This window comes from Streptomyces musisoli, from assembly GCF_016741855.1.
GTDB classification, from domain to species: domain Bacteria; phylum Actinomycetota; class Actinomycetes; order Streptomycetales; family Streptomycetaceae; genus Streptomyces; species Streptomyces musisoli.
The window spans coordinates 49,098-62,009 of record NZ_JAERRH010000017.1; the positions used below are offsets into that span (position 1 = coordinate 49,098).

Genomic DNA, 12,912 nt, shown 5'->3' on the forward strand with positions numbered 1-12,912 from the left:
CCGGTGGCCGCCGTGCAGTCGCCCGTCATGGTGGGGCGACCGGGACCGTGCCCAACCGCTTTTGCGGGGCCGCCGGCCGGCACGCGCGAAGGTGCCCTCCCGCAGGGCTGACGGGGGCTCGGGAAAGCCTCGCCGGCCCGGCGCGGAAGGCACCTTCGGGTTCTCGGTCAGGATCCGGACGGCGCCGCAGCGGTGCCGTCCGGCGGGCGGGTCACTGGCTCGACCGGCTCGGGCTCGGGTCATGGGCGGTGGCCGGCGCGACGGCCGGCTCGCCCTGCGGCGAGCGCTTGCGGGCCAGGACCAGGCTGGCGATCGTGGCGATCGCCATCGCGACGATGCCGACCAGGGCCGCCGTGGTGTAGGCGCTGTCGTTCGGGAAGATCCGGCCGGTGTCGGTGCCGGCGGACAGGACCAGGCCGCCGACGGCACTGCCCAGCGAGTACCCCACGCTGCGCGTGATGTAGTTGAAGCTCATCGCACTGGACGTCTCGCTCTTGGGCGTAACGGCCAGGATGACGCCGGGCATGGCGGCCGAGAAACTGCCGACGCCGAAGCCCAGCACGCTCATCGCCAGCAGCAGTTCGACCAGGTTCGACCGGGCCGTGGCGAAGAGGACGAACCCGCCGACGATGATGACGGCGCTGCCGGCCAGCAGGAACGGGGCGTCGATCCGCTTGAGCATCGGGGGCGTGAGCTTGCCGCCGACGAACCCCAGCACGGAGAACGGGACCAGGACCAGCCCGGCGACGAAGGTGGTGAGCCCGAAGCCGTAGCCGGCGCTGTGCGGCGTCTGCGCGTATCGGGTGATCAGCGTGAGCAGGATGTACATGCCGATCGCGCCGACGAACATGGCGAGGTTCGCCCCGGCGACCGCCGGGTGCCGCAGTGCCTTGAGGTCGATCAGCGGCGCCTTGCCGCGCAGCCCGGTGACGGTCCAGACGGCGAGCAGGACCGCGGCGACGACGGCCAGCACCACCGCCACGCCGAGGTCGTGGCTCCACAGGCTCCGCTCGCCGGCCAGGTACAGGACGAGGAACAGTCCACCCGCCAGGAGGAGCGCGCCCACCGTGTCCACGTGGGCGGAGCGGCCCGCGGGGGCCTCGGGGATGAAGCGCCAGGCGGCCAGGAAGGCGATGGTGGTGACGAACAGGCCGAGGCCGTAGGCGGCGCGCACCCCGCCCACCTCGGTGAGCAGGCCGGCGAGGGGGTAGCCGGCGCCGACCCCGATGATGGAGACCACCGAGACCAGGGAGATGGTGGCCGCGCTGCGCTCCTCGGGGAGGTGGTCGCGGGCCACGCCCATCATCAGCGCCGTCAGACCGAGCCCGATCCCCTGCCCGGCCCGGCCGACCAGCAGCCAGGCGAACGGCAGCGGCAGCACGGTGAGGGCACTTCCCACGACGGCGACCGCCAGCGTGCCGAGGATCGTGACGCGCCGGTGCGGGCCGGCGCCGAGCCGGCCGAGGATCGGCGTGGAGAGCGCGCCGGCCAGCAGAGCGATGGTCAGCGTCCACTGCGCGCTGTTGAGCGAGACGTGGAACGTGGTGGCCACGGTGGTGATGAGCGGCGCCCCGAGGCTGGCGACCGCCGCCACGACCAGAGCGACGAACACCAGGGAGGGGACCAGCATCCGCGGCTCGGACTGCTCCCGGGGAGTGCTCATCGGCCGGCCCCGGTGGTGCTGCGGCCGGCGAGGAGGGGCTGCGCGTCGGCGCGGGCCCGGGTGGGCACCGTCACCTGCCGGGAAGCCGGACGCGGCAGCGCCGTTAATGCGGGGTGGGTGGTCATGCTCAGGACCGTAGGGCCCGAGCAAGGCGTCGTCCAATACCTGATCGGGCTGATCTTGATAGCCAGAGCCTATCAACTTCCCTGGTCCACCAGCCTGTTGGGGGGGGGCGGCGGTCGCCCTGGCGAGGCGGTTCACACGCACCGCGCCGGACCGGTGCCCAAGTCCCCCGGGAGGGCGCACATCCGAGCCGACGGCCACCGCTCCGTTCGCCCGGCACGAGCGGTCCCCCGACCGATCGTACGCGAGGGACGCGGGAACGGCCCGCCAGCCGGGCTGACGGGCCGTCATGCGCGCGATCGGGGTCAGTAGGCGCCGTTCAGGAACGGGAGCACGTCCGCGGCGTCCGTGATGCCGGTGGGCGGGCCGTCGACCCGGGTGCCCGGGAGCGCGTTCTGGATGATCATCGGAGCGAGGGTCGGGGTGGTGTTGATCTCGATGAAGTGGTTGATGCCGAAGTTCTCCTGAAGGTCCGTCACGGACTCGATCAGGTTCGCGGGCTTGGTCCAGATGGCGAGTGACGCCCTCCTGACCGTGTCGGTCTCGACGATCGGCCGGCACTCGGTCGTGAAGTACAGCGGGGGCAGCACGGGGTCCACGGTGCGCTCCTCCTGGCGCGCGATCGCCTGGAGGGCCGCCGGCCGGAACAGCGGGGTGTGGATGGGGAGCAGGGCGTCGAGGCGCCGGCAGGAGACGCCGTTGCGCTCCGCGTGGCTCTGCAGCAGGTCCAGGTCGTCGAACCAGCCGCAGACCACCGTCTGGTTCGGAGCGTTGATCATGCCGACGTACAGGCCCTTCTCCGAGACCTGCCGGCACATCGCCCGAGCGGTCTGCTGGTCGACGGCGAGGGCGAGCATCCCGCCCCGCAGCGACATCCGCTTGGCCTCGACGAAGCCCCCGAGCAGGACGTCGATCGTCTCCGCCATCGTCATGAGGTCCGTGATCACGCTGCCGACGTTGAAGCCCGCGCCGTGGCCGAGAATGATGGACGGCTGGACCTTCAGCTCGAGCGACGCGTACACGGAGTACGGGACGAGCGTCGCCGCCACCAGGTTGTGGACGTATTCCGTCTCCAGGCTGGGAGCCGAGCCAAAGTCCCCGGCGGTGAGTCGGTCCGTGACGGGCGGATGGCCCAGTTCCGCGAGTTTCTGGTCGGTCAGTTCCAGGGCGTCGGCCACGCTCGCGTTCGTGTGGGCGAGCGTGCGCAGGATCCCCGGCGGATAGGGGTTGCTGAACGGCGGAAAGGCGAGGGCTGTGGTGAGCGGCATCTGTCTTCTCCCGGGATATCTGCCCGTTCGTAGTCACTGGGAGCGTGGGCGGCTCCCGTCGGGTGATCCGGAAAACGGATCCGGCCCGCCCGGCTGCCGGATCCGATTCCTGGATGACTGGTATGCGGTCGCGCTGCCGGTCCCGCGGCCCGTGCCGGGGTGCGGCCGGTTCGGCCGCACCCCGGCACGGGGTCGTCAGGACTGGCTGTCGGGGCGGAGGTGGTTGAGGACGGTGGTGGCGATGCCGGTCAGCGAGGCGGTCATCACCTCGGGGGCCGGGATCGCGCAACCGGTGTGGCGGCGGATGTGGCCGATGAGTTCGGTGGCGGTCAGGGAGTCGGCGCCGAGCTGGTCGATGCGGCGGCCGACGTCGACGCGCTCCGGCGTGGTGTGGAGACCGGAGGCCAGCCAGGCGGTGAGGGCCTCCAGCAGGATCGGGCGGGCCTCCTCGGCGCTGGCGGCGGCCCGCAGGCGCGGCAGCAGGCTGTCGTCGTCGCCGGCGTCCGCCGTGTGCACCAGCATCGCGGTGCGCGGCGCGGTGACCGCCGGGAGGAAGGCCATCAGCGCCTGCTCCCGGCCCCGGGACTCGGCGACCACCGCGGAGACCGTGGTGTCCGGGTCGTGGAGCAGCATGTCGAGCCGGTCCAGGGCCTGGGCCGAGGTCATGGGCAGGATGCCGTAGTCGCTCATCACCGAGGTGATCCCGGTGCGGAGCACGTAGCCGACGTCGGAGATGGCACCGAACTGCAGGACGGTGGCGGGCAGGCCGTCGTGCCGGCGCTGGTGCGCGATGTTCTCCAGCGCGAGGCTGGCCGCGGCGTAGGAGGCCTGCCGCCGGTTGCCCAGCAGCGCGGCGAAGGACGAGTACATGACGAAGAAGTCGAGGTCCAGCTTGCGGGCGTGGGCGTCGAGCAGGAGCGCTCCGGTGAGCTTGGGGTTGAGGACGGTGAGGTACCGCTCGGCGGACAGGTCGGTGATCTCGCCGTCGTCGAGGACCATGGCGGCGTGGATCACCCCGGCGAGCCGGCGTCCGCCCGCGTCGATGTCGCGGAACAGCTGGTCGACGGTCTCCGGGTCGGAGACGTCGACGGCGCGCGCCTCCACCTGGACGCCCTGGGCGTTCAGGCTGGTGACCAGGGCGGCGGCGTTCTCGTTGTCCGCGGTGCCGCGCCGGCTGACGAGCGTGAGGTGGCGCGCTCCCCGGCGGACCAGGTGCCGGGCGGTCTCGGCGCCGAAGCCGTCGAGACCGCCGGCGACGAGGTAGGTCGCCGTGGCGTCCAGCACCGGGGTGTCGGCGGCGCGGTCCAGCGGGACGCCGTCCTCGAGCTGGATGACCGTCTTGCCGGCCCCCTGGCCGGCCAGGACGCCGTCCATGGCCTCGTGGATCCGGTCCGCGGAGTAGACCGTGTGGGGCACCGTGCCGCACTCGCCGCTGTCGATCATCTTCTGCAGGTCCTGTAGGCAGCGGTCCACCCTGGCGGAGGGCTGCTCGAACCAGCTGACCACGTCGACGGCGTGCACGGTGGCGCCGCGCTCCAGGGACGGCATCTGCAGCGGCGCCGGGGCCGGCGCCACGTCGAAGAAGTGCCCACCCGGCGTCAGCAGGTCCAGCGCGCGCTGGCGCAGGTCCGGCGTGATGGCGCCGAGGTTGAGGATGACGTCGACGCCGCCCCCGGTGACCTGGCGGACCTCCTCGGCGAAGCCGGGGGCACCCGAGTCCACCACGTGGTCGATCCCCGGCAGGCTCAGCAGCGCGCGCAGCGCCGGCGTTGCGGCGCCGACGATGACGCGGCTCCCGGCGCGCCGGGCGAAGTCGATGGCCGCCAGCCCGGTCGCGTCGGACCCGCCCAGGATCAGGACGCTGTCCTCCGGTCCCAGGTCGGCCAGGTGGCCCAGGACATGGTGCGTGGTGAGCTGGGCGGTGAGCAGGGACGCCGCCGCGACGGAGGTGACCTGCTCGGGCAGCTTCACCACCCGGTCGGCGCGCAGGTTGATGTGCGAGGCCAGCCAGCCGCCGGCCGTGATCCCGGCGACCCGGTCGCCCGGGACGACGCCGGTGACGTCGTCCGCGACGGCGGTCACCACGCCCGCGCCCTCGCAGCCGAGGTGGACGTCGCCCGGACGCGCGCCGCGCGGCGGGAGCAGGCGCCCGGTGGTGAAGAGGGCGTCCCTGCCGTTGAGGGCCGCGGCCTGCACCCGCACGGTGATCTCCCCCGGCCCGGGGGCGGGGATGCCGCTGTCCTGCCAGACCAGCCGGGGCGGGGCGCCCGCCTCGCCGTGCACGGTCAGCGCGAACTGCGCGGTGCTGCCGTGGGCACGGGTCCGCCGGGTCTCCGGGACCGCCTGCACCCGCACGGCGAACCGGCCGTGCGCGGTGATCACGCACTCGTCCTCGTCGTCGGGGTGGGTGATCTCGTACGCCACGTGGCCGGCCGCCTGCTCCGCCGACCCCGCGGTCCCGCCGACGACGCGGATCCTGCGGACCGTCACCAGCGGCTGCTCGTTGGCCAGGCTGCGGGTGGCACCCCACAGGGCCGCACCGGTGTGCGTCATCGGGGCGTCCAGGCTGTCGGCGGTCGTCGACGCGACCAGCCACAGGGTGGGCTGGAGGTCACCGCCGGCCTGGGCGCAGGCACCGGCCAGGGCGCTCAGCTCCGCACAGGCCCGGGCGACCCGCGCGGTGATCTGCTCGGCCGTCGCCGGCTCGGTGTCGTCGGCGATCAGCACGACGTCGACCGGCCCGGCGGCCGGCAGCAGGGCCGCCCAGTCCGTCTGCGGCTGGAAGGCCGAGACCGCCACCTCACGGGCTCCCGTGGCGGTCAGGGCGGCTGCCACGAGGGCGCCCAGGCCCTCGGCCGAGCCGTTCCCGTTCTCGGTGATCAGCAGGCACGGGGAGGTCGCGGCGTCCGCCTCCTGCGCCCACGGGTCGCCGGCGGGTTCGGCGCCCGTGGCGCGCACCGCCGCGATCACCGAGGCGGGGACGCCCTCCACGTCCGGCTGCGCGCTCAGGAACGCGCTGGTGGAGAAGCCCGCCTGCTCCAGCACCGGGGCCCACTGATCGCGGGTCAGCGCCGCGCCGGCCGGCCGCAGTTCGGTGTCGGTGGAGTCCCAGAAGGAGTCCAGGATGCCGAACAGGGTCGCCACGTAGGCGTTGCTGTGCATCTCGAGGGCGACGAGTTGGCCGTTGTCGTCCAGCAGCGTGGCCGCGTGGCGCATGCCCCGGGTGATGTCGGTGGTCGTGTGCAGGGCGTTGCTCGCGATGACGAGGTCGAAGGAGCCCGCCACGAACCCCTGGTCGAGCGGGTCGACGCCCAGGTCGAGCGCGCGGTACTCCAGGAAGTTGAAGGCGGCGAAGCGGGCCTCGGCCTTGGGGAAGAACGCCGAGGAGACGTCGGTGTAGACGTAGTGCGTGCGGTCGGCCGGCAGGTGGGGCAGGATCCGGGCGGTGAAGCCGCCGGTGCCGGCGCCGATCTCGAGGATCCGCAGCGGCCGGTCGGCCGGCCAGTCGGCCAGGGCGGTGCTGAGGTACGCCACTGCGGCGTCCGACAGGTAGGTGAGCCCCGGGTCGTGGTTGTAGACCTGCGCGGCGATCGGACCGGACTCGCCGAACAGGACCTCCAGGCCCTCCGCCTCACCGGTGAGGACGCTGGGCAGGCTGCGGCCGACCCAGGCGGCGGCCTGCCACATCACGATCAGCTCGGGGAACTCGGCGAGCCAGCCCTCCAGGAGCTTCTCGGGAACCGGGGTGCCGCTCTGCTGCCAGCCGCCCTCCGGACGAGCGGTCACCAGCCCGTACCGGACCGCGATCGCCAGCATCGTCTCGACCATCTTGCACAGGCTCTCCCGGACGCCCGCGCTCCTCAGGTCGTCCATGGTGAAGGCCCGCTCGCCGGCCGGGCCGACGGGCTCGATCGCGCCCCGTGCCACCGCGGACTCCAGGATGCGGTCCACCGCGGCCGCCATGAACTGCGCGCTCAGCTGCCGGGACCGCTCCATGTGGCCGCTGTAGCCGGCCTCCCGGAACGCCTCGTCCAGCCGGGTGACGACCGGGGCGCAGTCCTCGATGACCCGGGCGGGCGCGGGCAGCGGGCTGGGGGTGCCGGACAGCGCGGTCATCCGCGGGCGGGCCCTGAGCACCTCGTTGTAGACCCGGGGCGCGGGCGAACCGGTGTTCTCGATCCGCCGCGCGTACACGTCCACCAGGTCGAGCAGGACCTTCCCGTCGGTGTCGCAGACGGTGATGTCGCACATGAGGCCGGTCTCGACCACGGCCGTCAGCCGCATGTGCGCCACGACGGTGGCGGGCAGCGGGCCCCAGACGCGGACGCTGCCCATCGACACCGGCAGGTGCGGGACGTAGGGCTGCGCGGAGCCGGTGACAGCGCGGGCGGACAGCGGCAGCATCGCCTGGAGGCAGCCGTCGAGCAGGACCACGCGGGCCTGGTGCTCGCTTTCGGCGAACCGGTCCGTGTGCAGCCGCGCCAGGCCTTCGCTGTCCTGGACGGCCAGCGTCTCCAGCGTCTGGAAGGCCGGCCCGTAGTGCAGCGAGACCGCGGTGCAGGCCTCGTAGTGGTCGGACATGTCGACGCTCTCGCTGATCCGCCCGGCGAGGGCGGCCAGGTCCAGCGGAGCGGGCCGGCCGTCGGCCAGGCCGCGCCAGCGCCCGGTCACGTGCTGGACGGCCTCGATGTCGTGCCCGGTGTGCCCGGCGACGACGAAGGTCCCGTCGGGGCGGACGGTGGTGGTGGTGCGCACCGGGGCCGCGCCGGGCTCGCTGGGCAGGACCAGCGACCGGGCGATGGCTATGTCGAGCAGTTCGACGGGGCCGCCGTGCACCTCGCGGGCCGCCGACAGCGCCATGTCGAGGAAGCCCGTGCCGGGCATGACGACGGCCTCGCCGACCTTGTGGTCACCGATCCAGGCCGCGCTCTGTTCCCGGCCCCAGGTCGGGTCGCCCGCGAGCAGGCGCCGGCCGAGCAGCGGGTTGGCCGCGGGCGGCTGCGGCGCCGGCGCGATCTCGTGGTCGGACCACCACGAGGGGTCGCCCAGCTGGAAGCGCTGGCGCTGCCACGCGTAGGCCGGCACGTCGACGACGCGACCGCCCCGGGGGAAGAACCGGTCCCAGTCCAGCTGCGCCCCGGCCGCGACCGCGCGCAGCACGGTGCCGCCCAGGGCCTGCGGGCCGGCGCTGATCCGGGTCAGCGTCGACGCGACCTCCACCGAAGCGCCCTCGTCGATGGCGATGCGGCGCACGTAGCCGCTGAGCGCCGGGTGGGGGCCGACCTCGACCAGGACGTCGCAGCCGTGCTCCTCGCCGACCAGCGCCGCGACCGCACCGGCGAACTGGACCGGCTCGCGCACGTTGCGCCACCAGTAGTCGGCGTCCATCTCCTGGTCCGCGACCGCGCGGCCGGTGACGGTGGAGATCAGCGGGATCTCGCCCGGACCGGCCGCGAGCTCGCCCAGGCCCTCCTTCAGCGGGCCGCGGACCGCGTCCATGGCCGGGCTGTGGAAGGGGTAGTCCAGGCGCAGGAACCGGAAGGACACGCTGTCGGCGACGCAGCGGTCCTCGAGGGCCTCCAGCGTCTCGCTGTCGCCGGCCAGGGTGACGTCGTTGCGGGAGTTCACGGCCGCGACCACCACGCGGTCGGCCGACCCCGTCTCGTCGAGCAGGCGCTGGGCCTGCGCGGGCGACAGCGCCACGGCCGCCATCCGCCCGGTCCCGAAGGTGGGCGCCTGCGAGAGGCTGCGGTGCGCGATCACGCGGCACGCCTGGGAGCGGTCGAGCACGCCGGCGCAGTAGGCGGCCGCGACCTCGCCGACGCTGTGGCCGCAGACCGCGTGCGGGAGCACGCCCCGCTCGCGCAGCGACATGACCAGGCCGGCCTGCAGCGCGAACAGCATCGGCTGCGCCACCTCGGTCAGCGCCCAGCGGGCGTTGTCGGGCGTGGCCATCTCGGCCTCGACCGACCAGCCGAGCAGCGGCTCCAGTTCGCGGCTGACGGCCTGGACCTCGGCGGTGAAGGCGGCGTCGTGCCCCAGCAACTCCGCGCCCATCCGCGGCCACTGGGTGCCGTTGCCGCTGAAGACGAACCCGACGCGTCCGCGGGAGGTGCTGACGGCCGAGGCCGCCTCGTCCGACGCGCCCTTCTCCGCCAGCTCCCGCAGCGCCTGCGCGGCCGCCGCGCCGCTGGTGGCCAGCACGGCGGCGCTCAGCTCGCGGCGCGCGCGCCGCCGCACGGTGGTGTACCCGACGTCCGCCAGGGCGGAGTCGTCGATGGTCTCCAGGTGGTCGGCCATCGCCAGCGCCGACTCGCGCAGCGCCGCCTCGGTGCGGCCGGTTACCACCACCGGCACGGCCGCGCCCGCCGGGGCGGACGCGCCCGCGTCGGCGCCCGGGGCCGGCTGCGTGTCCAGCAGCTCCAGCACCACGTGCGCGTTCGCGCCGCCGATGCCGAACGAGTTCACGCCGGCGATGCGCCGCACGCCGGGGCCGCCGTCCAGCGGCTGCATCGCCGTCACCGGGTCGAGCCCCAGTCCGCCGAAGTCGATCGACCGGTTCAGCGGCTGCGCGTGCAGGGTCGCGGGCACCCGCTGCTCGCGCAGCACCAGCAGGGCCTTGAACAGGCCCGCCATACCGGCCGCGGCCTCCAGGTGTCCCAGGTTCGACTTCACCGAACCGATCGGCAGCGGCTTCCCGTTGCGCCGTCGGCCCAGCACCCGTCCCAGGGCCTCGCACTCCGCCGGGTCGCCCGCGGCCGTGCCGGTCCCGTGGGCCTCCACGTACGACACCTGGTCGGCGGTCACCCCGGCCTCGGCGTACGCGCGCTCCAGCATCGCCGCCTGCGCGTCCGCGCCCGGCATGGACATCCCGAGGGTCCGGCCGTCGGCGTTGACCACCGACGACCTGATCACCGCGTGCACCCGGTCGCCGTCGGCCAGGGCGCGGCTCAGGGTCTTCAGCAGCACGACGCCCGCGCCCTCGGACCTGACGAAGCCGTCGCCGTCCTGCGAGAACGAGTGGCAGCGCCCCGTCGGGGAGAGCATCGACGCCTGGCTGGAGATGACGTGCCCGCCGGGGCCGAGCACCAGGTTCACGCCACCGGCCAGCGCGACGTCGCAACGGCCCGAGCGGACCGTCTCGGCCGCCAGGTGAAGGGCCGTCAGGGAGGAGGAGCAGGCCGTGTCGACCGTGTGGGACGGCCCGTGGAAGTCGAACAGGTAGGACAGGCGGTTCGCCGCGCTGAACGCCCCGGTTCCGGTGGGGGCGAACGAGTTCATCACCCCGGGGCGGCGCAGCAGCAGGCCCCAGTAGTCCTGGACGGTCAGGCCCATCACGACCGCCACGTCCGAACCCGCCAGCAGCCGCGGGTCGACGCCGCCGTCGTCGAAGGCCTCCACCGCGCACTCCAGCAGCAACCGCTGCTGCGGGTCGATCTGGGCGGCCTCCTTCGGCGAGATGCCGAAGTACTCCGGGTCGAACCCCCAGACGTCCCCGAAGATCCCGGCCGCGCCGGTGTATGCCTTCCCCGGCCGCACCCCGCCGCCGTCGATCACGAAATCGTCGGTGCTGAACCGGTCACCGGGTACCGACGTGACGAGGTCCTCGCCGCCGGCCAGGGCCGCCCACAGCCCGCCCAGGGTGGTGATACCCCCCGGGAGGCGCAGGCCCACCCCGATCACCGCGACAGGCTCCCCCGTGCCCTCGGCAGTCCTGGCACCGCTCATGCCGTCTCGTTCCTGACTGACCATTACTGCGCCTGCCTTTCACATATTTTTTCCACACGCGTTACCGCTTGCGTTTTCATATGCGTGACCGCTCGCGTTTCCGGACAGGGGATCCTGTGGCCGTCCACGCGGCTGCTCGTGGTTCTCGAATAACTCGCACCGGTCCCCGTTCGGGGACCTGTGTCCGGTAGGGAGTGGAGAAGACCGGCTTCGGCGGGGCGCGGTCCACCGCACGGTGTCCTGCGGGCTCGCGCCGCGTCACACCGTGGGAACGCCACCGCTTTGCCGGAGATCGACGGGTGCGCCCCGGAGCCCTGGAGGCTTCACCACTCCAGGGCACGGGCGACCCGCGCGAGCGGCCCACCGGTCGTCCCGGGCGGCGGGAACAGCCTCGCCGACCCGGACTCGTCCGTGCGCTCGCGCCGTGTTCCGTGCGCTTATGCGGCCGCCCTGGCGGTCAGTCGCATCTTGAGGTGACGCGGCCCCATCGAGGGGGTGATGGGCGGGTGCCCCTGGCCGGGCATCGTCTCCAGCCGCCAGCGGGAGGCGATGTCCGCCAGCGCCAGCACGGCCTCGACGACGGCGAACTGGTCGCCGATGCACTTGCGCGCGCCGCCGCCGAAGGTGAGGAAGGCGTTGTTGCGCGGGGTCGAGTGCCGCTTCTCGGCGTCCCAGCGGTCGGGGTCGAAGGCGTCGGGGTTCGGGTAGTAGTGCGGCAGGCGGTGCATCGCGTAGGGGCTGTACGCGATGGTCGTGCCGGCCGGGATGTCGTAGTCGCCCAGGCGGGTGTCCGCCGTGACGATCCGGGTCCAGATCATTCCGGCCGGCGGGTACAGCCGCAGCGCCTCGGTGATGATCTGGTCGGCGAGCTTCAGGTCGGGCAGGTGGTCCATGGAGACCGGCTTGCCCTCCAGGACGCGGTCGACCTCGGCGAACAGCCGCCGCTGGATGTCCGGGTGAAGGGCGATCAGGTACAGCGCCCAGGACAGCGTGATCGCCGTCGTCTCCGAACCCGCCACCAGGAAGGTCAGCACCTCGTTGCGGAGTTCGGCGCTGCTCAGGCGCTCGCTCTGGCCGCCGACCGGGCACTCGGAGGCGCCGGTGTCGCGGGACGCCAGGAGCGCCGAGAGCAGGTCCCCGTGGTCCTCCGGGTTGGCCTGGGCCTTGGCGATGATGTCGGTCACGGTGTTGTGGAGCCCGGCCAGGGCCCGCTGGTAGCGCCGGTTGCCCGGGGTGGGTATCCGGTTCAGCACGGCCGGCGTGAACGTCTGCCGGTAGGTCGCGTGCTGCACCTCGATGGCGTCGCTGACCAGCCGGCGCAGGTCCTGCGGGGGCAGCGTCCCGCCGAGCATCGCCTTGAGCATGTTGTGCATCGTCAGGCTGAGCATCTCCGCCGGCATGTCCAGGATCTGACCGTGGCGCCACTTGCCGGTGATCAGGCTCGTGCCCTCGGTCATCACCCGGGCGTAGCCGGAGAGCCGGTTGCGGTGGAACGCGGGCTGGACCAGCCGGCGCTCCCGCCGGTGCATGGAGTGCGGGCAGGTCACCAGGCCGTCGCCGAACACCTCCCTGGCCCGGTCGAACAGCAGGCCGCCCTTGTCGTAGATGCGGTCGTTGAGGAGGATCTGCGAGGTCAGCTCCGGGTCGCAGACCATCACCGCCTTGAGCGGGCCGACGCTGATGCTCATGACGTCGCCGTGCGCGGGCAGCGAGCGCAGGAATCCCCGTGGGTCGCGCAGGGCCTTCACCGCGTGGCCCACGACGGGGAGGCCGCCGGGCGCTACGGGAATGTCCTCACCGGGATCCGCGGTGGACCTCTTGCCTGCAAGCGAGTTGCGCATGTGCCCCTCCCAGGTGCGTCAAGTGCCATTTCGGCCTATTTGAAAAACGGGCCGATAAACTGATCGAGTGTTTTACCGATGCGACACAAATGAGCGCATTTCGCGATAGCCCAGACTATCAACATGATCGCGACGGGGGCGTGACTCGAGCGTGATCGAAGCGTGATCCCGCTGGTAGACCCCACTTTCACCGACCCGAGCCGGCCAATCGTCCACGCCCGGAAGGCACTCCGGGATCACCGGCAGGGCGCCGGATCCGGACCCCTTGGTGACGATTGCCAGCCAAAGA

General features: G+C 73.0%; 5 protein-coding genes. All 5 read right to left on the reverse strand.

Translation table 11 applies throughout. The annotated features are described in order from the left end of the window. Positions 1-211: 211 nt before the first annotated feature. The 5 genes from JK361_RS31575 to JK361_RS31590 all read right to left on the reverse strand — a co-directional run bounded on the left by JK361_RS31575 (position 212) and on the right by JK361_RS31590 (position 12,623). Positions 212-1,663 carry an MFS transporter gene (locus JK361_RS31575; RefSeq protein ID WP_201824832.1) on the reverse strand — a complete coding sequence of 484 codons (1,452 nt, stop codon included), beginning with the start codon at positions 1,661-1,663 and terminating at the stop codon, positions 212-214. Further along, positions 1,660-1,788 (reverse strand): hypothetical protein, encoded by a 129-nt coding sequence (locus tag JK361_RS42225; RefSeq protein ID WP_262418492.1) that lies wholly within the window; start codon positions 1,786-1,788, stop codon positions 1,660-1,662. Before JK361_RS42225 ends, JK361_RS31575 begins: the two co-directional genes overlap by 4 nt. Before the next feature lie 303 nt (positions 1,789-2,091). After that, a complete protein-coding gene (locus tag JK361_RS31580) occupies positions 2,092-3,054 on the reverse strand; it encodes a hypothetical protein (protein WP_201824834.1) in 963 nt (320 codons plus the stop codon). 195 nt (positions 3,055-3,249) lie between these two features. Continuing rightward, a complete protein-coding gene (locus JK361_RS31585; protein ID WP_201824836.1) occupies positions 3,250-10,782 on the reverse strand; it encodes a type I polyketide synthase in 7,533 nt (2,510 codons plus the stop codon). 437 nt (positions 10,783-11,219) lie between these two features. After that, complete coding sequence (locus tag JK361_RS31590) at positions 11,220-12,623, reverse strand: cytochrome P450 (protein ID WP_201824838.1); 1,404 nt, start codon at positions 12,621-12,623, stop codon at positions 11,220-11,222. Positions 12,624-12,912: the final 289 nt, after the last annotated feature.

Coding starts and splice junctions, on each gene's coding strand:
- JK361_RS31575 (WP_201824832.1), bottom strand. CDS start 1,663: ATGAGCACTCCCCGGGAGCAGTCCGAGCCGCGGATGCTGGTCCCCTCC.
- JK361_RS42225 (WP_262418492.1), bottom strand. CDS start 1,788: ATGACCACCCACCCCGCATTAACGGCGCTGCCGCGTCCGGCTTCCCGG.
- JK361_RS31580 (WP_201824834.1), bottom strand. CDS start 3,054: ATGCCGCTCACCACAGCCCTCGCCTTTCCGCCGTTCAGCAACCCCTAT.
- JK361_RS31585 (WP_201824836.1), bottom strand. CDS start 10,782: ATGAGCGGTGCCAGGACTGCCGAGGGCACGGGGGAGCCTGTCGCGGTG.
- JK361_RS31590 (WP_201824838.1), bottom strand. CDS start 12,623: ATGCGCAACTCGCTTGCAGGCAAGAGGTCCACCGCGGATCCCGGTGAG.